General features: G+C 68.8%; 13 protein-coding genes and 1 tRNA gene. 2 read left to right on the top strand and 12 right to left on the bottom strand.

The genetic code is table 11. From position 1 onward, the window contains the following. Window positions 1–56 precede the first annotated feature (56 nt). The 6 genes from Q9S78_RS11310 to polA all read right to left on the bottom strand — a co-directional run bounded on the left by Q9S78_RS11310 (window position 57) and on the right by polA (window position 8,033). Complete coding sequence (locus Q9S78_RS11310) at window positions 57–314, bottom strand: DUF6458 family protein (protein WP_018186785.1); 258 nt, start codon at window positions 312–314, stop codon at window positions 57–59. A gap of 82 nt (window positions 315–396) precedes the next feature. Further along, window positions 397–1,167, bottom strand: a complete 771-nt coding sequence (locus tag Q9S78_RS11315; RefSeq protein WP_020097275.1) for an SGNH/GDSL hydrolase family protein — start codon at window positions 1,165–1,167, stop codon at window positions 397–399. A 29-nt stretch (window positions 1,168–1,196) separates the two neighbouring features. Then, window positions 1,197–2,546 carry an MFS transporter gene (locus tag Q9S78_RS11320; RefSeq protein ID WP_311870258.1) on the bottom strand — a complete coding sequence of 450 codons (1,350 nt, stop codon included), beginning with the start codon at window positions 2,544–2,546 and terminating at the stop codon, window positions 1,197–1,199. Window positions 2,547–2,580: 34 nt separating this feature from the next. Then, window positions 2,581–3,612, bottom strand: coding sequence for an LLM class flavin-dependent oxidoreductase (locus tag Q9S78_RS11325; protein WP_018186782.1), 1,032 nt, complete (start codon window positions 3,610–3,612; stop codon window positions 2,581–2,583). Window positions 3,613–3,696: 84 nt separating this feature from the next. Then, the gene (locus Q9S78_RS11330) at window positions 3,697–5,373 is read right to left on the bottom strand and encodes a DUF885 domain-containing protein (RefSeq protein WP_311870260.1); all 1,677 of its coding nucleotides are present in this window, start codon (window positions 5,371–5,373) and stop codon (window positions 3,697–3,699) included. A 32-nt stretch (window positions 5,374–5,405) separates the two neighbouring features. Further along, on the bottom strand, window positions 5,406–8,033 hold the full coding sequence (gene polA, locus Q9S78_RS11335; protein WP_311870261.1) for a DNA polymerase I: 2,628 nt from the start codon (window positions 8,031–8,033) through the stop codon (window positions 5,406–5,408). Window positions 8,034–8,116: 83 nt separating this feature from the next. Between polA and Q9S78_RS11340 the strand changes: the two genes are divergently transcribed. Further along, complete coding sequence (locus Q9S78_RS11340) at window positions 8,117–8,548, top strand: hotdog fold thioesterase (protein WP_020097280.1); 432 nt, start codon at window positions 8,117–8,119, stop codon at window positions 8,546–8,548. 5 nt (window positions 8,549–8,553) lie between these two features. Here Q9S78_RS11340 and Q9S78_RS11345 read toward each other — a convergent pair whose 3' ends face one another. Both Q9S78_RS11345 and Q9S78_RS11350 read right to left on the bottom strand, forming a co-directional pair. After that, on the bottom strand, window positions 8,554–9,066 hold the full coding sequence (locus tag Q9S78_RS11345) for a GNAT family N-acetyltransferase (RefSeq protein WP_311870264.1): 513 nt from the start codon (window positions 9,064–9,066) through the stop codon (window positions 8,554–8,556). Window positions 9,067–9,076: 10 nt separating this feature from the next. Continuing rightward, entirely contained in the window at window positions 9,077–9,700 is a 624-nt protein-coding gene (locus Q9S78_RS11350) for an ANTAR domain-containing response regulator (protein ID WP_018186777.1), read from the bottom strand. A 57-nt stretch (window positions 9,701–9,757) separates the two neighbouring features. On the opposite strand from Q9S78_RS11350, the gene Q9S78_RS11355 reads away from it, so the two are divergent. After that, window positions 9,758–9,843: transfer RNA gene (locus Q9S78_RS11355), tRNA-Leu, on the top strand. Window positions 9,844–9,896: 53 nt separating this feature from the next. Here Q9S78_RS11355 and pyk read toward each other — a convergent pair. The 4 genes from pyk to lgt are packed head-to-tail and all read right to left on the bottom strand — an operon-like array spanning window position 9,897 to window position 18,483. After that, window positions 9,897–11,345 carry a pyruvate kinase gene (pyk, locus tag Q9S78_RS11360; protein WP_020097281.1) on the bottom strand — a complete coding sequence of 483 codons (1,449 nt, stop codon included), beginning with the start codon at window positions 11,343–11,345 and terminating at the stop codon, window positions 9,897–9,899. Window positions 11,346–11,394: 49 nt separating this feature from the next. Then, a complete protein-coding gene (locus Q9S78_RS11365) occupies window positions 11,395–12,861 on the bottom strand; it encodes a glutamate synthase subunit beta (RefSeq protein WP_018186775.1) in 1,467 nt (488 codons plus the stop codon). Next, entirely contained in the window at window positions 12,854–17,458 is a 4,605-nt protein-coding gene (gene gltB / locus Q9S78_RS11370; protein WP_376716543.1) for a glutamate synthase large subunit, read from the bottom strand. The genes Q9S78_RS11365 and gltB overlap by 8 nt, the downstream gene beginning before the upstream one ends. Window positions 17,459–17,511: 53 nt before the next feature. Next, complete coding sequence (lgt, locus tag Q9S78_RS11375; RefSeq protein ID WP_020097283.1) at window positions 17,512–18,483, bottom strand: prolipoprotein diacylglyceryl transferase; 972 nt, start codon at window positions 18,481–18,483, stop codon at window positions 17,512–17,514. Between the last annotated feature and the right edge of the window lie 2 nt (window positions 18,484–18,485).

The raw sequence follows: 18,485 nt of genomic DNA on the forward strand, positions 1-18,485 counted from the left end.
CGGAACGACGAACGACCCGCTCCGGGAGGAACGGGTCGTTCGATGTCTGTCGCGTGTCAGACGGTGCCGTCTCCCGACGTCCGCGTCTCGGAGCGGGTGACCCGCTCCCCCGCGACGGGGTCCACCGTTCGGACGGTGGACTCGCTGGAACGCCGACGCATCATCAGCACGAGGCCGAGGATGAAGACGACGACACCGGCGCCCATCAGGATGTAGCCGATCAGGTCGAGATCGACGTACTGGACGTCGACGTCGATGGCGAACGTCAGGATCGCTCCGATGACGAACAGCACGATTCCGGTTCCGATGCTCATGCGCACACTCCCTCTCTTGGCGGTGTGCTTCGATCATCCCCGACCCTGACAGGAACCTGATAGCCCTTGACAGGGGGCGGAATCAGGCTGTGGCTCGCGGTTGCACGGTGAGCCAGTCACCGTATTTGGCCGGTCGGCCGTCGCCGGAGGATGTGCCCGTGAGACGTCGCCGAAGCCACGGGCCGAGGTGTTCGCGGAAGTAGCGGGCGCGACTCAGGGACACCGCCGAGTCCGCCTCGTCGAGCCGCCACCACTGCGCGGGCGGTCGTTCGCCGAGGGCCTCGAGGACGCGTGCCGCGACCCGATGGTGGCCTCGGGAGTTCATGTGGAGACGATCCGCCGACCAGAACGAGGGATCCGAGAGCTCGGCGTCCGGCCAGTTGAGCGCGACGACGAGGTCATCACGACCGCGGATCCGTTCCGTCACCGCGCGCGACAGCTCATCGCCGCGGCGCTGGATGAGCCCCGACAGCGGCAGTTGCGCCGACGGGTTGGCCCCCGACAGGACGATCATCGTGACGCCCTCTTCATCGCAGCGCCGCAGCACCTGCGAGAAGACGTCGGCGACACGGGCGATGGGAGTGCGGGGGCGGAGCATGTCGTTGCCGCCGCCGTTGAACGAGAGGTGCGTCGGGTTCAGGGCGAGGGCGCGCTCCAACTGCTCGTCGACGATCGGTCCGATGAGCTTGCCGCGTACGGCGAGGTTCGCGTACGAGATCGCCTCGCCTCGTGAATCGGCCCATCCCTGCGCGACCAGGTCGGCCCAGCCTCGGACCGTCCCGTCGGGCAGCTCGTCACCCACGCCCTCCGTGAACGAATCCCCGATCGCGACGTAGCGGACTTCTTGTGACATCCCGCCAGCCTACGAGTCGCAGCCGTCGATCAGTCCGCGAGGCTGCGACCTCGCGACTCGGCGAGCCCCCACGCGGCGGCCGCCGCGACCGCGAAGAAGGCACTCAGCACGATGAAGACGAGCGGGATGCCGCCGAGCGCTTGGAGCACGGGGACGACCGGAGGCGCGAGGATCGAGGCGATCCGGCCGATGCCCGCCGCCCAGCCGGCACCGGTCGCCCGAAGGGTGGTGGCGTAGGTCTCGGGCGTCACGGCGTAGAGGGCGCCCCACGCGCCGAGGTTGAAGAACGACAGCGCCATCCCCGTGGCGAGGATCATCGGCACCGTCGTCGCCTGTCCGAACAGGATCGCGGCGACCGCGGAACCGGCGAGGAACACCGAGAGCGTCGCGCGCCGCCCCCACTTCTCGATCAGCCACGCGGCGACGGCGTATCCGGGCAGCTGGGCCAGGGTGATGAGCAGCGTGAACTCGAAACTGCGCACCAGACCGAACCCCTGCGACACGAGGAGCGTCGGGATCCAGATGAAGGCGCCGTAGTACGAGAAGTTCACGCAGAACCAGACGACCCAGAGTGCGGCGGTGCGCACGCGCACGTCGGGGGCCCAGAGGCCGCGCAGCCGCATCCCCACCGTCGTCGCGGGTGCTGCCGGGGCGTCCGGGGCGAGCGCGGAGTCGGTCGACGTCCGTCCGAACAGTGGGCGCGATGCTTCGAGGTCGGAGACGATCCGCTCCGCGTCGGAGACCCGTCCGCGGGAGGCCAGCCAGCGTGGCGACTCGGGGAGACCCCAGCGCACCACGAGGGCGTAGACCGCGGGGACGGCGCCGATCGCGAGGGCCCAGCGCCACCCCTCGGCGACCGAAGGGATGACGAGGTAGCCGATGAGGGCGGATGCCGTCCACCCGACGGCCCAGAAGGCTTCGAGCACGACGATGATCCGCCCGCGCATCCGGGCCGGCGCGAACTCGCTCACGTAGGTGCTGGCGACGGGCAGCTCGGCGCCGAGCCCCAGTCCCACCAGGAACCGCAGCGCGATCAGAGCCACGAGACCACCGGCGAGGGCGCTCGCGCCGGTGGCGACGCCGTAGACGAGCAGGGTGAGGGCGAAGACCGATCGCCGGCCGATGCGGTCGGCGAGCAGACCGCCGACGGTCGCGCCGATCGCCATGCCCGCGAAGCCCGCGGAGGCGATCCACGATGTCGAGGCCGGCGTGAGGTCCCACTCGCTGACCAGCGCGGCGATGACGAAGGAGATCAGCCCGACGTCCATCGCGTCCAAGGCCCAGCCGGCGCCCGAACCGGTCAGGACACGCAGGTGCGTCCGGGTGAACGGCAGACGGTCGAGCCGGCTGGCGACGGAGCCCGTCGTGGTCGTGGTCATCCCTGCATCGTACGAGGGGAGCGCCGGTCCGGGCTCACTCGCCGAGCATCTCGCGGACCATCGGGATCACCTTGGTGCCGTAGAGCTCGATCGACCGCATCAGCTTCTCGTGCCCGAGAGTGCCGTTGGCGTACTTGAGATCGAATCGCGAGGCGCCGAGGGTCGTGATGGTGTCGGCGATCTTGCGCGCCACCGTCTCGGGTGATCCGGCGTAGATCGAACCCTCCGGGCCGACCTCGTGCTGGAACCGCATCCGGCTGTAGGGAGGCCAGCCGCGGTCGCGGCCGATCGAGTTGTTCTGCGCTTCGAAGCCCGGGTAGGCCTCTTCCCACGCCTGCTCGTCCGTGTCGGCGATGTATCCCGGAGAGTGGATGCCGATGGGCTGAGCCTCGGTGCCGAGCTCTCCGACGGCGCGGTGGTACAGGTCGACGTAGGGGCGGAAGCGGGCCGCCGGGCCGCCGATGATGGCCAGCATCAGCCCGTACCCGTAGCGGGCGGTGCGGATGACCGACTCGGGCGATCCGCCCACGCCCACCCAGGCGCGGAAGCCGTGCTCGGTCTTGGGGAAGACGTCCGCGTCGGTGAGAGGGGCCCGGGTCGATCCCTGCCACGTGACCGGCTTCTCCGTCCGGAGCAGCGAGAACAACTCGAGCCGCTCCTCGAAGAGGGCTTCGTAGTCGGAGAGGTCGAACCCGAAGAGCGGGAAGGACTCGATGAAGGATCCGCGTCCGAGGATGACCTCAGCGCGACCGTTCGAGATCGCCGACAGCGTCGCGAAGCGCTCGTAGACGCGTACCGGATCGTCGCTGGAGAGGACGGTCACAGCGGTGCCGACGCGGATGCGTTCGGTCTGCGCGGCGATCGCCGCGAGGACGATCTCGGGGCTCGACACGGAGTAGTCCGCGCGGTGGTGCTCCCCCACGCCGATGAAGTCGACGCCCACCTGATCGGCGAGGGTCGCCTGCGCGATGAGATTCCGGATCGCCTGAGCGCCCGATACCTTGTCGCCGTTCTCATCGACGGTGATGTCGCCGAACGTGTCCAGGCCAAGTTCCACAGCGGTCATGTCCGCCCCTTTCATTCACATGCATGAACGTCGGGGGATGCCGGATATTCCCGGCATCCCCCGACGGAGAGTTTCGACGTCTTGTCAGCTGTCGCGCAGGGCGGCACGGAGGGTGTCGAGCCCGACGCCGCCGAGGCGGAGTGCTCGCATGTGGAAGCTCTTGATGTCGAAGTCGGAACCCCCGCGCTGAGCGGCCTCGTCGCGGATCTGCTCCCAGATCCGCTGACCGACCTTGTACGACGGTGCCTGACCCGGCCACCCGAGGTAGCGGTTCACCTCGAACTGGATGAACTCGTCGGACATGTTGACGTTCCGCCGCATGAACTCGAGAGCGTAGTCGGCGTCCCACGTCCCGGTGCCGTCGAGCCGCGGCTTGCCGAGATGGACGCCGATGTCGAGGACCACGCGGGCCGCCCGCATCCGCTGTCCGTCGAGCATGCCCAGGCGGTCCGCGGGGTCGTCGAGGTAGCCGAGCTCCGCCATGAGTCGCTCGGCGTACAGGGCCCACCCCTCGGCATGTCCGCTGGAACCGGCGAGCAGGCGCCGCCACGAGTTCAGCTCGGTCCGGTTGTAGACCGCCTGCGCGATCTGCAGGTGGTGCCCCGGAACACCCTCGTGGTAGACCGTCGTGAGCTCGCGCCAGGTGTCGAAGGTGTCGACGCCCTCGGGGACCGACCACCACATCCGGCCGGGCCGCGAGAAGTCGTCCGTCGGGCCGGTGTAGTAGATGCCGCCCTCGTTCGTCGGCGCGATCATGCATTCGAGGCGACGGATCGGGTCGGGGATGTCGAAGTGGGTGCGTCCGAGTTCCTCGACGGCGCGATCGCTGGTCTCCTGCATCCACTTCTGCAGCGCCTCGGTGCCGCGGAGCTTCCGCGCCTCGTCCTGCTCGAGGAAGGCGACGGCCTCCTCGACGCTGGCACCGGCCTGGATCTCGTTCGCGATCGACTCCTGCTCGGCGACCATCCGCGAAAGCTCCTCGACGCCCCACTCGTAGGTCTCGTCGAGGTCGATCGTCGCGCCGAGGAACCGACGCGAGTGGAGCGCGTAGAGCTCCCGGCCCACGGCATCCACCTCGGTGGCCGCCGGTGCCAGTTCGTCGCGGAGGAACGCCGCGAGCTGGTCGTACGCGACACGAGCGGCGCCCGAATTGTCGGCGAGCTCGCGCGCGAGCGAGGCGGGAAGGTGACCGTCGGCGGGGGCCGCATCGCCGACGAAGGTCGCGAAGAAGCCGGTGTCGCTCGTGTATCGCGCGATCTGCGTCACGACCTCGCGGACCTGGCGACGCGCGGGGACGACGCCCTCGGCGATCCCCTGCCGGAGCGTCTCGATGTATCCGCCGAGCGCCGTCGGGATGGCCGCGAGGCGCGTGGCGACGACGGACCAGTCCTCGACGGTGTCGGTCGGCATGAGGTCGAATGCCGCGCGGATGTCCTGAGACGGCGAGGCGATCACGTTGAGGTCGCGCAGGTGCGACTTCGCCGCGTGCAGGTCGAGCTGCAGCCCGAGCTCCGCCGAGAGGTCCATCTTCGTGACCTCGTCGACGTCGTCGACCGCGTCCGCGGCCTGCAGGGCGCGAAGCGTCTCGCCCGCCACAGCGGCGAGGCGGTCGTGTCCCTCCGGTGAGAAGTCATCGAGACGGCCGTTGTGCTCGGTGCGTCCGATGTAGGTCGCGAGACTCGGTGAGAGCTCTGCCAGCGTGTCCACCCAGCGGTCCGCGATCGTGTCGATCGGAGTGGGCGTGCGTTGTGCGTCGGTCATCCCTCGAGCGTAGAGCGTCGCACCGCCGGACGTCAGTGAGCCGCTTCGTCCCAGTCGGCGCCGCGGCCGATCTGCACGTCGAGCGGGACGGAGAGTTCCGCCGCGTCCCCCATCCGGGTGCGGACGATCTCCTCGACCGCGTCCCACTCCCCCGTCGCCACTTCGACGACGAGTTCGTCGTGGATCTGCAGAAGCACGCGCGACGCCAGACCCTTCTCACGGAGGTCGCTGTGGATCTCGACGAGCGCGATCTTCATGATGTCGGCCGCGCTGCCCTGGATGGGGGCGTTGAGCGCCGCGCGCTCGGCGTTCTCGCGGAGCACGCGGTTCGGGCTCGTCAGGTCGGGGAACGGTCGCCGACGTCCGAAGATCGTCTCGGTGTAGCCGTCGATCCGCGCCTGCTCGACGGACGAGCGCAGATAGTCGCGCACGGAACCGAAGCGGGCGAAGTACTCGAGCATGAGCTGCTTCGCCTCGGACTGCTCGATGCGCAGCTGCTTCGACAGACCGAAGGCACTCAGCCCGTAGACGAGGCCGTACGACATCGCCTTCACCTTCGTGCGCATCGGCGCCGTCACCTCGGCGGGCTCCACACCGAACACACGGGCGCCGACGAAGCGGTGCAGGTCCTCACCCGAGTTGAAAGCCTCGATAAGCCCCGGATCGCCCGACAGGTGCGCCATGATGCGCATCTCGATCTGCGAGTAGTCCGCAGTCAGCAGGGTTTCGTACCCCTCGCCGACTTCGAATGCTTCGCGGATGCGGCGCGACTCCTCGTTGCGGATCGGGATGTTCTGCAGGTTCGGGTCGGTGCTCGAGAGGCGACCCGTCTGACTGCCGGTCTGCACGTAGGTCGTGTGGATACGTCCGTCGTCGGCGATGCCGACCGTCAGCGACTCGATGATCTGGCGGAGCTTCGTCGCCTCACGGTGCTGGAGGAGAAGCCCCAGGAACGGATGCGGGTGGGATTCCTGCAGGTCGGCGAGGACCGCGGCATCCGTCGAGTACCCCGTCTTCGTCTTGCGGGTCTTCGGCAGCTCCAGCTGGTCGAAGAGCACCTCCTGCAGCTGCTTGGGCGAGCCGAGGTTCACCTCGCGCCCGATGATGCCGTATGCCTCCTGCGCGATCGCGTCGGCACGTGCGGCCAGCTCGCCCGAGAAGCCCGAGAGCTTGTCGCGCGAGACCGAGACCCCCGCGAGCTCCATGTCGGCGAGGGCGTCGAGGGACGGGAGCTCGATGTCAGTCAGGACGGCGCCGACGGATGCCGGGAGCTCCGCCCGTTCAGCCTCGGCCACCCGCAGGGCGAACCAGGCGAGCTGACCCGGCGTCGCGCCCTCGGTCTCGGGGACCAGCTGGGACGGGTCGGCTTCGGGCAGCTTCTCGTCGAGGTAGCGGTCGACGAGGTCGGCGAGGGTCTTGTCGGGCAGGCTCGGACGCAGCAGCCATCCCGCGAGCAGGACGTCGAACGTCAGCCCGCTCAGCCGAACGCCGGCGCGGCGGAGGGCCTTCACCTGCGGCTTCGCGTCGGTCATGATCTTCGCGGCGTCGCTCTCGAGCCACGGGGCGAGCGCCTCGCGGGCGCTCTCGTCCCAGTCGACCTCGTGGACCGTGTCGGACGTCGCGACGCCGAGGCGCGTCGGAAGACCGCCGGCGACGGTGACCGTCAGGGCCAGTTCGCCCGTCTGCTGCGTCAGCCACACGGCCAGGGTCGCGGCATCCGTCTGCTGCGGTTCGGGCGCCGAGACCTCGGGCGCGGGCGGCTCGTCGGTCGCGTCGAATGCTTCGAACACCCGCGGCAGAAGGGTGCGGAACTCCAGACGAGCGAAGATGTCGCGGACCGCCTGGGTGTCGAGCGGGCGGATGACGAGGTCCTCGGGCGCGTACTCGAGTTCGACGTCGCGCAGAAGGCGGTTGAGCTGGCGGTTGCGACGGACGTCGTCGAGGTGCTCGCGGAGGTTCCCACCGACGACACCCTTGATCTCATCGGCGCGCTCGAGGAGCGCGTCGAGCGAACCGAACTGGGTGATCCACTTGACCGCGGTCTTCTCCCCCACCTTCGGGACGCCGGGCAGGTTGTCGCTCGTCTCGCCCACCAGCGCGGCGATGTCCGGGTAGTTCTCGGGCGGGAGGCCGTACTTCTCGACGACCGCGTCGGGGGTGTAGCGCTTCAGCTGCGAGACGCCCTGGACGCTCGGGTAGAGGAGCGTGACGTCCTCGGTCACCAGCTGGATCGTGTCACGGTCGCCGGAGCACACGAGCACCTGGTAGCCGCTCTCGACCCCCTGCGTCGCGAGGGTCGCCAGGATGTCGTCGGCCTCGAAGTCCTCCTTCGTCAGCACCGGCACGCCCATGGCGGCGAGGCAGTCCTGCAGCAGCGGGATCTGCCCCTTGAACTCGGCGGGCGACTCGGAGCGGTTGGCCTTGTACTCCTCGTAGACGCGCGTGCGGAACGACTGCCGCGACGTGTCGAAGGCGACGGCCAGGTGCGTCGGCTTCTCTGCCTTGACGAGGTTCACGAACATCGAGAGGAAGCCGTAGATCCCGTTGGTGTGCTGCCCGTCCTTCGTCGAGAAGTTGTCGACGGGAAGGGCGTAGAACGCCCGGTAGGCCAGCGAGTGGCCGTCGACGACGAGCAGAGTAGGCTTTCCGGAGTCGCTCACCCGACCAGCCTAGTTCGGGCCCGCGACATCGACTTCCCCCGCGTTGCCCCGTCGGCACCGCCCGATCCACGAGGTGAATCGCCATGCCCGAGTCCGCGTCCTTCCCCTCCGACGCGCTCGAATGGGTCACGAGCCGGGGCATGGGAGCCCTCGCCGAGAAGATGGGCATGGAGTTCACCGAGTTCTCGCCTGAACGGGCCGTGGCGCGGATGCCGGTGGCCGGCAACACTCAGCCGGTCGGCCTCCTGCACGGCGGCGCCTACGTCGTGCTCGGCGAGTCGCTCGGGTCGATGCACGCCAATCTCCACGCAGGTCCCGGCCGTCTCGCGGTGGGCATCGACATCAATGCGACGCACACCCGTTCGGCGACCGAAGGATGGGTGACGGGGGTCTGCACCCCCCTGCACCTCGGCCGGAGCCTCACGGTCCACGAGATCGTCGTCTCCGACGATCAGGGCCGCCGGTGCTCGACGGTCCGGATCACCAACATGGTGCGGGACCTGCCGGCATCCTGATCCGCTCAGCGCGGGACGGCGAGCTTGAAGCCGACGTGCGAGTCGACGAACCCCAGTCGCGTGTAGAACCGATGGGCGTCGGTGCGCGCAGCATCCGACGTCAACTGCACGACGGATGCTCCGACGGCAGGAGCGGCGACGTCGGCGACCCACGACATCATCGCGGCGCCGATCCCCGCTGAACGCTCTGCGCTCGCGACTCGGACAGCTTCGACGAGGAGCCTCGTGCTGCCGCGACGCGCCATCCCGGGGATGACGGTGAGCTGCATCGTCCCGACGACGCGGTCGTCGCTCTCGACGACCAGCACGTCGTTGCTCTCCGAGTCCAGGGTGCGCAGCAATCCGCGGAGGTAGAGGCCCCGGTCCTCCGCGGCCGCCACATCTCCGCGACCGGCGCTGACCGGGTCGTCCGACAGCAGCGCCACGATCGCATCGAGGTCGTCCTGCGACGCACCCCGTAGTCGCACCGATCCGTTTCGCGATGCGAGGGTGACGGGGACGTCGAGTTCGTCGATCATGACGAAGGCGTCAGGCCTTCTTGGGAGCCAGCTGCTCGATGATCGCCTTGGCGACATCCTGCATCGTGAGGCGACGATCCATGGATGCCTTCTGGATCCAGCGGAACGCCTCGGGCTCGGACAGACCCATCTTCTCGTTGAGCAGGCCCTTGGCCCGGTCGACGAGCTTGCGGGTCTCGAAGCGCTCGACCATGTCGGCGACTTCGGCTTCGAGCGTGATGATCTGCTCGTAGCGCGCGAGGGCGATCTCGATCGCCGGCAGGAGGTCGTTCGGGGTGAAGGGCTTCACGACGTAGGCCAGCGCGCCGGCCTCGCTCGCCCGCTCGACGAGCTCCTTCTGGCTGAAGGCGGTGAGGAGGACGACGGGGGCGACGTGGTTCTTGCTCAGCTTCTCGGCGGCGCTGATGCCGTCGAGGATGGGCATCTTCACATCCATGATGACGAGGTCGGGACGGAGCTCGGTGGCCAGCTGGACGGCGGTCTCGCCGTCGCCCGCCTCGCCGACCACATCGAAGCCGCTGTCGCGCAGGATCTCGACGATGTCGAGGCGGATCAGCGACTCATCCTCCGCGACGACGACGCGTCGCGGGGTGGGAGCTGCCTGGGGGGCGAGGGAGGGTTCCTGCTCAGTCACTCGTCCATCCTAGGCCAGGGCGCACCCGCATCCTGCGGTATCGTCGATCAGGCGCGCGCCGGTGTGGCGGAATGGCAGACGCGACCGACTCAAACTCGGTTGCCCGAAAGGGCGTGTGGGTTCGACTCCCACCACCGGCACCACAGCGAAACGGCGCCCCCGAGGGGGCGCCGTTTCGTGCATCACAGGCGAGGGATCAGCTCTCGGCCTTGTAGATCGGGGCCTTGCCGTGCACGGCGTCACCGATCTTGTGGATGCGGATGTCGTTGGTCGCACCGATGATTCCGGGAGGGGACCCGGAGATCACGACGACCTTGTCGCCCTCTTCCAGCAGGCCGCGCGACAGGAAGTAGTCGTCCACCTGCAGGAACATGAGGTCGGTGTGGGCGACGTGGTCGACAAGCGCCGACTGGATGCCCCACGTCATCGCCATCCGGCGACGGATCGCGGGCTCGATGGTGAAGGCGAGCATCGGGATGCCGGGGCGCAGGCGCGACATGCGACGCGCCGTGTCGCCCGACTCGGTGAAGAGGCAGATGTACTTGGCCTCGACGAACTCGGCGACCTCGTTCGCGGCGAGGGTGATGATGCCACCCTGCGTGCGGGGCTTGGCCGTGAGCGGGGGGATGCGCTCGAGACCGTGCGTCTCGGTCGCGTCGATGATGCGGGCCATCGTCTCGACGACGCCGACGGGGTGCTTGCCGACGCTCGTCTCGCCCGAGAGCATGACCGCGTCCGCACCGTCGAGGACGGCGTTGGCGACGTCGCTCGTCTCGGCGCGCGTGGGAACCGGGTTCTCGATCATCGTCTCGAGCATCTGAGTCGCGACGATGACGGGCTTGGCCATGCGACGGCAGAGCTCGACGGCGCGCTTCTGGACGATCGGCACGGCCTCGAGAGGCAGCTCGACGCCGAGGTCGCCGCGGGCGACCATGATGCCGTCGAAGGCGTCGATGATCTCCTCGAGGGCGTCGACGGCCTGCGGCTTCTCGATCTTGGCGATGACGGGGACCTTGCGGCCCTCCTCCGCCATGATCTCGTGCACGCGGGTGACATCGGCGGCGTTGCGCACGAAGGACAGCGCGATGATGTCGGCGCCAGCGCGCAGGCCCCAGCGGAGGTCGGCCTCGTCCTTGTCGGACAGCGCGGGGACGTTGACGGCGACGCCGGGCAGGTTGATGCCCTTGTTGTTCGACACGTAGCCCGCGACGATGACCTCGGTCGTGACGACCGGACCCTCGACACCGGTGACCTGGACGCGGACCTTGCCGTCGTCGATCAGGAGGAAGTCGCCCTTGTTGACGTCTTCGGGCAGGCCCTTGAACGTCGTGCCGACGATGTCCTTCGTGCCGGAGATGTCTTCGGTCGTGATCTTGAAGACGTCGCCGACGGCGAGGAAGTGCGGGCCTTCGGCGAACCGGCCGAGCCGGATCTTGGGGCCCTGCAGGTCGACGAGGACGGCGACGGCACGGCCGGCGTCATCCGCCGCCTTGCGCACGTTCGCCAGGCGGGCGTCGTGGTCGGCGTAGTCGCCGTGGCTGAGGTTGAAGCGGGTCACGTCCACACCGGCGTCGATGATGGCACGGACCATCTCGTAGCTTTCGGTGGCGGGACCCAGAGTGGCGACGATCTTCGCGCGTCTCACAGAAATTGCTCCGTCGGGTAGTGATTCGGGAGTTGGGAACGGTCTCAGCCTAGGCGTGCTGGAGGCCGATCGCGACGTCGGTCGGTCGGACCGGCGCCGGGAGGCTGGTCGACCCCATCAGGTACTCGTCGACGGCCGAGGCCGCCGCGCGCCCTTCTGCGATCGCCCAGACGATGAGGGACTGACCACGACCGGCATCCCCGGCCACGAAGACACCCGGTGCCGTCGCCTGCCAGTCGTCCGCACGCTCAACGTTGCCGTTCGAGGTGAACACGGCGCCGAGCTGCTGCTCGAGCGCCGTGCGCTCGGGGCCGGTGAATCCCATGGCGATGAGAACGAGATCGGCGGGGATCTCCCGCTCGGTCCCGCCCTTGGGGACGCGGCGGCCGTCGACGAACTCCGTCTCGGCCACCCGCAGGGCGCGCACCTCCCCCGCCTCGTTGCCGAGGAACTCGACGGTCGAGGCGAGGTACGAACGCTCGCCGCCCTCTTCGTGCGCCGAGGCGACCTCGAACAGGGTCGGCATCATGGGCCACGGCTGGTGATCGGGACGCGCCTCGGGCGGCTGCTTGCCGATCGCGAGGTTGGTGACGCTCAGGGCACCCTGGCGGTGCGCCGTGCCGATGCAGTCGGCGCCGGTGTCGCCGCCGCCGATCACGACGACGTGCTTGCCCTCGGCGTGGATCTGGTGAGGGACCTGATCGCCCGCGACAGCCTTGTTGGACTCGACGAGGTACTCCATGGCGAAGTGGACGCCGGCAAGGTCGCGCCCCGGGATCGCGAGGTCGCGCGGCACGGTCGAACCGGTGGCAATGACGACGGCGTCGTACCGCGCCCGCAGGTCGTCCCACGACAGGTCCTTGCCGATCTCGACGCCGGCGCGGAAGCGGGTGCCCTCGTCACGCATCTGCCGCAGTCGGGTCTCGAGGTGGCGCTTCTCCATCTTGAAGTCCGGGATGCCGTAGCGCAGCAGACCGCCGATGCGGTCGTCGCGCTCGTACACGGCGACCGTGTGCCCGGCGCGCGTGAGCTGCTGCGCCGCGGCGAGACCGGCGGGGCCCGAACCCACGACGGCCACCGTCTTGCCGGTCAGACGTCCCGGCGGCTCGGCCTCGACCCAGCCGTGCGCGAACGCCTCGTCGATCGTGGAGACCTCGATCTGCTTGATCGTGACGGCCGGCTGGTTGATCCCCAGGACGCACGAGCTCTCGCAGGGCGCGGGACACAGGCGACCGGTGAACTCCGGGAAGTTGTTCGTCGCGTGCAACCGCTCGATGGCAGCGCGACCCTCCCCGCGCCAGGTGAGGTCGTTCCACTCCGGGATGAGGTTGCCCAGGGGGCATCCCTGGTGGCAGAACGGGACGCCGCAGTCCATGCAGCGGCCGGCCTGGCGACGCAGCACGGCCTGGTCGCCCTGCTCGTACACCTCTTTCCAGTCCATGATGCGAACGGGGACGGGCCGGCGCGGCGGGAGCTCGCGCTCGGTGACTTTGAGGAAGCCCTTCGGGTCAGCCACGGGTCACCTCCAGGATGCGGTTCCAGACGACGTCGCTGTCGGGGTCGAGCCCCTCGGCGGCCGCCTCCTGGCGGGTTTTCAGGACAGCCGCGTAGTCACGCGGCAGGACGCGGGTGAAGTTCGCGACCTCGGTGTCGAGGTTCGCGAGAAGCCGCTCGGCGAGGTCCGATCCGGTCTCCTCGACGTGACGGACCAGCAGGTCGCGGAGGATCTCGACATCGCCGGCGCCGAGCTCGAGGAGCTCCAGCTCGCCGGTCGCGAGGGCCTCGCGGTTGATGAGGGCCCGGTCCAGGTGGTGGATGTAGGCCGATCCGCCGGACATGCCCGCTCCGAGGTTGCGGCCGGTGGGCCCCAGGATCACGGCGAGTCCGCCGGTCATGTACTCGAGCGCGTGGTCTCCGACGCCCTCGACGACAGCCGTGGCTCCGGAGTTCCGGACGAGGAACCGTTCGCCGACGACGCCTCGGAGGAACATCGAGCCGCGGGTCGCGCCGTAGCCGATCACGTTGCCGGCGATGACGTTCTTCGACGCGTCGAAGGCGGCATCGCGGGGAGGCCGGACGACGATCTCGCCGCCCGACAGGCCCTTGCCGACGTAATCGTTCGAGTCGCCCTCGAGACGCAGCGTGATGCCCGAAGGCAGGAAGGCGCCGAAGGACTGCCCCGCCGATCCGGTCAGGTTGACCTCGATCGTGCCCGACGGCAGACCGTTCTCGCCGTGGGCCTTGGTGACGTGGTGTCCGAGCATGGTGCCGACGGCACGCTCGGTGTTGCGCACCGGGAGGTCGATCGTCACGTGACCCCCGTGGGCGACGACATCGCGCGCCCGGTCGAGCAGGCCGACGTCGAAGTGCTCTTCGAGCTCATGGTCCTGCTCGCGCACGCGGTGACGGGGTGCATCCTCCTCGAACACGGGTCCGCGGAGGATGGGCGACAGGTCCAGCCCGTACGCCTTCCAGTGGTCGACCGCTGGCTGCACGTCGAGGACCTCGGTGTGACCGACGGCCTCTTCGATCGAGCGGAAGCCGAGCTCGGCCAGGTACTCCCGCACCTCCTGCGCGATGAACTCCATGAAGTTCACGACGTGATCGGCCTTACCGGAGAAGCGTTTGCGCAGTTCCGGGTTCTGCGTCGCGACGCCGACGGGGCAGGTGTCGAGGTGGCACACGCGCATCATGATGCAGCCCTCGACGACGAGCGCGCTCGTCGCGAAGCCGAACTCCTCGGCGCCGAGCAGCGCCGCGATGAGCACATCGCGTCCGGTCTTCAGCTGTCCGTCCGCCTGCACGACCACCCGGCCGCGCATGTCGTTGATCATGAGCGTCTGCTGGGTCTCGGCGAGACCGAGTTCCCAGGGCGTGCCCGCGTGCTTCAGGGAGTTCAGCGGGCTCGCCCCCGTGCCGCCGTCGTGTCCCGAGACGAGGATGACGTCGGCCAGGGCCTTCGCCGTTCCCGCCGCGACCGCGCCGATGCCGGACTGGCTGACGAGCTTCACGTGGACGCGCGCCGACGGGTTGGCTCGCTTGACATCGAAGATCAGCTGCTTCAGGTCCTCGATCGAGTAGATGTCGTGGTGGGGCGGCGGTGAGATGAGTCCCACACCGGGCGTGCCGCCGCGCGTCCGCGCGATCCAGGGGTAGACCTTGCCGGGAGGCAGCTGCCCGCCCTCGCCGGGCTTCGCGCCCTGGGCGAGCTTGATCTGGATGTCGTCGGCGTGCGTCAGGTACATGCTCGTGACGCCGAAACGTCCCGAGGCGACCTGCTTGATGGCGCTGCGCCGTTCGGGGTCGAGGAGCCGGTCGACGTCCTCTCCTCCCTCGCCCGTGTTCGACTTCGCACCGAGTCGGTTCATCGCGATCGCGAGGGTCTCGTGCGCCTCCTTTGAGATGGAGCCGTAGCTCATCGCTCCGGTCGAGAAGCGCTTCACGATCGACGAGATCGGCTCGACCTCGTCGATGGGAACCGCGGGGCGGACGCCGGACTTGAGCCTGAAGAGGCCGCGCAGCGTCTTCAGGTCGGACGCCTGCTCGTCGATCATCTGCGTGTACTCGCGGAAGATGTCGTAGCGGCGCGTCCGGGTCGCGTGCTGCAGACGGAACACGGTGTCGGGGTTGAAGAGGTGGGATGCCCCGTCCCGCCGCCACTGGTACTCGCCGCCCGTCCAGAGCCGCTCGTGTGCACGCGCGGCCTGATCGGCGGGGTACGCGAACTCGTGACGGGCGAGGTTCTCGCGCGAGATCTCCTCGATCCCGATGCCCCCGAGCTTCGTCTCGGTGCCGGTGAAGTACGTGTCGATGAACTCCTGCGAGAGTCCGACGGCCTCGAAGACCTGGGCGCCCGCGTACGAGGACACCGTCGAGATGCCCATCTTGGACATGATCTTCAGCACGCCCTTGCCGAGCGCGTAGATCAGGTTGCGGACGGCCTTCTCGGGCTCGACGCCCGTGATGTACCCCGCGCGGACCAGGTACTCGACGGTCTCCATCGCGAGGTAGGGATTGACCGCCGACGCACCGTATCCGATCAGCGTCGCGACGTGGTGGACCTCGCGGACGTCGCCCGCCTCCACGACAAGACCGACCTTCATGCGGTTCTGGTTGCGGATGAGGTGGTGGTGGACGGCCGACAGGGTCAGCAGCGAAGGGATCGGCACGAGGTCCGACGTCGAGTCGCGGTCGCTGAGGATGATGAACTCGACACCGTCGGCGATGGCGGCATCCACCTCGGCGCAGATCTCGTCGAGCCGGGAGCGCAGCGAGTCCGCGTCGGCGTCTGCGCGGTACAGGCCCCGGATCGTGATGGAGCGGCGACCGGGCAGGGCGCGGTCGATGTTCTGCAGCTTCGCGAGCTCGTCGTTGTCGATGACCGGGAAGTCGAGGGTGATCACCCGGGTGTGGTCGGCGCCGGAGGCCAGGAGGTTGCGCTCGGGGCCGAGGCCGAGCCCGAGGGAGGTGACCACCTCTTCGCGGATCGAGTCGAGCGGCGGGTTCGTGACCTGCGCGAACTGCTGCACGAAGTAGTCGAAGAGAAGGCGCGGCCGCTGGCTGAGGACGGCGATCGGCGTGTCCGAGCCCATCGCACCGAGGGGTTCGGCACCGGTCTGGCCCATGGGGGTCAGGAGGATGCGCACCTCCTCCTCGGTGTAGCCGAACGTCCGCTGACGCCGGGTGATCGAGGCGATGGGGTGCACGATGTGCTCGCGCTCGGGAAGGTCCTTGAGGCGGACGCGACCTGCGTCGAGCCACTCCTGCCACGGGTGGAGCGAGGCGAGATCGCGCTTGATCTCGTCGTCCTCGACGATGCGGCCCTGCGCCGTGTCGACGACGAACATGCGTCCCGGTCGGAGCCGACCGCGCCGCTTGATGCGCTGGGGCTCGAAGTCGAGCACACCCGTCTCACTTCCGATGACGACGAGGCCGTCCGTCGTCTCGGTCCAGCGACCGGGGCGCAGGCCGTTGCGGTCGAGCGTCGCGCCGACGAGCGAGCCGTCGGTGAAGATGAGCGCTGCCGGGCCGTCCCACGGCTCCATCTGCATCGAGTGGTAGTCGTAGAAGGCGCGCAGGTCGTCGGGGATGTCGGCCTGCTTCTCGTACGCCTCGGGGACCATCATCATGATCGCGTGCGGCAGGCTGCGGCCGGTCAACGTCAGCAGTTCGAGCACCTCGTCGAACGACGCGGAGTCGCTCTGGCCGGGGCTGCAGATCGGCAGCAGCGGACTGATGTCGCCGAGGAGCTCGGACTCGAGCTGGGACTGCCGCGCCCGCATCCAGTTGCGGTTGCCGTTGACGGTGTTGATCTCGCCGTTGTGGGCCAGCATGCGCAGCGGCTGGGCCAGCGGCCACGAGGGGAAGGTGTTGGTCGAGTAGCGGGAGTGCACGACCGCGAGCTCGGTCGCGAAACGATCGTCCTGAAGATCGGGATAGAACGGCTCGAGCTGGAGCGTCGTCACCATGCCCTTGTAGCCGAGCGTGCGGCTCGACAGCGACACGAAGTACGCATCGAGCTCGTGCTGGGCGCGCTTGCGCAGGCGGTAGGTGCGGCGGTCCAGCGCGATGCCGGACAGCGCCGGCGCATCGCCGACGGCGGGCCGTGACACGAAGAGCTGCTCGAACGCCGGGCGTGCGTTGAACGCCAACTTGCCCAGGTTCTCGTCCGCCGTCGGGACCACGCGCCACCCGAGGACCGTCAGGCCCTCGCTCGCCGCGATGTCCTCGACAGCCGCCTTCTGCGCAGCACGCTCGTCGTGGTCGGTCGGCAGGAACGCGAGACCGACGGCGTACTCGCCGACCGCGGGCAGGTCGAAATCGACGACCGCGCGCAGGAACGCGTCGGGCATCTGAGTCAGGATGCCGGCGCCGTCACCGGTACCGGCATCCGACCCGATGGCACCGCGGTGCTCGAGGTTTCGGAGCGCGGTGAGGGCGAGGTCCACGATGTCGTGGCCCGCCTCGCCGCGCAGAGTCGCGACCATCGCCAGACCGCAGGCGTCCTTCTCGAACGCCGGGTTGTACATCCCCTGCTTCGCAGGGAACGAACCACCGGTGATGGACCCGGCCGGCCGGGTCGTGGTGTCTTCGTGACGGGAGCTCGAGGGCATGCCTACCGTCCTCACATGGGTGCTCAACCTGGGACGACGTCGGCCCTGCGGTGCTATCGGGTGGTGAGGGAGCTTGTGGCCCCACCGGAGGATTCTTCGGACGCGGGGGGTGCGCTCACGTCCACGAAGTCATCGGTTCCCTGTGAGTGTACCCCGCCCGGCGGAGTCCATTCGCGACCCGGCTGGTACGGCGAGGGCTCGAGCCCCGGGTGCCGACGCTTCTGCACGATCATGATGACCAGACCCACGATGACACCGAAGATCGCCGCCCACACGTTGGTGCGGAGACCGAGGTACACCTCGCTCGGATCGATGCGGATCGACTCCCAGACGATGCGACCGGCCGAGTACCAGACCAGGTAGAGGCCGAACAGGCGTCCCCACTGCAGCCGGAACCGGCGTCCCGCCGCAGCGATGATGATGACGCCCATGACGTTCCAGATGACCTCGTAGAGGAACGTCGGGTGGAACAGGGTGCCCACGGGCAGCCCGGCGGGCCACGCCGAGTTCGGGTAGTCGATCTCCAGACCCCAGGGCAGGTCGGTGGGAAGACCGTAGAGCTCCTGGTTGAACCAGTTGCCGAAACGTCCGAACGCCTGCGCCAGCAGCAGTGCGGGCGCGAGGGCGTCGGCGAACGTCCAGAAGCGGATGCCGCTCCACTTGCAGCCGAGCCACGCGCCGATCGCACCGCCGATGAGGGCGCCGAAGATGGCGATGCCGCCCTCCCAGATCCGGAAGATCGCCCACAGGTCCTTGCCCTCCCCGAAGTAGAAGCCGGGGTGGGTCAGGACGTGGAAGATGCGCGCGCCGATGATGGCCAGCGGCACGGCCAGCAGAGCGATGTCGATCACGACCCAGGGCTCCGCGCCGCGCGCAGTGAGGCGACGGTTGGTCCACAGCGTCGCGACGATGATGCCCGCCAGGATGCACAGGGCGTAGAAGTGGATCGTCAGCGGGCCGAGCTGGAACGAACTGATCGACGGGCTGGGGATGCTCGCGACGACAGAGAGGGCAGCAGAAGTCACGA

This window comes from Microbacterium aquilitoris, assembly GCF_031932285.1.
Lineage (GTDB): Bacteria > Actinomycetota > Actinomycetes > Actinomycetales > Microbacteriaceae > Microbacterium > Microbacterium aquilitoris.

Excerpts from the sequence above, each read along its gene's own strand:
- gltB (WP_376716543.1), bottom strand. The coding sequence starts at position 17,458 with ATGCCCTCGAGCTCCCGTCACGAAGACACCACGACCCGGCCGGCCGGG.
- Q9S78_RS11310 (WP_018186785.1), bottom strand. The coding sequence starts at position 314 with ATGAGCATCGGAACCGGAATCGTGCTGTTCGTCATCGGAGCGATCCTG.
- Q9S78_RS11330 (WP_311870260.1), bottom strand. The coding sequence starts at position 5,373 with ATGACCGACGCACAACGCACGCCCACTCCGATCGACACGATCGCGGAC.
- Q9S78_RS11340 (WP_020097280.1), top strand. The coding sequence starts at position 8,117 with ATGCCCGAGTCCGCGTCCTTCCCCTCCGACGCGCTCGAATGGGTCACG.
- Q9S78_RS11345 (WP_311870264.1), bottom strand. The coding sequence starts at position 9,066 with ATGATCGACGAACTCGACGTCCCCGTCACCCTCGCATCGCGAAACGGA.
- Q9S78_RS11325 (WP_018186782.1), bottom strand. The coding sequence starts at position 3,612 with ATGACCGCTGTGGAACTTGGCCTGGACACGTTCGGCGACATCACCGTC.
- Q9S78_RS11320 (WP_311870258.1), bottom strand. The coding sequence starts at position 2,546 with ATGACCACGACCACGACGGGCTCCGTCGCCAGCCGGCTCGACCGTCTG.
- Q9S78_RS11315 (WP_020097275.1), bottom strand. The coding sequence starts at position 1,167 with ATGTCACAAGAAGTCCGCTACGTCGCGATCGGGGATTCGTTCACGGAG.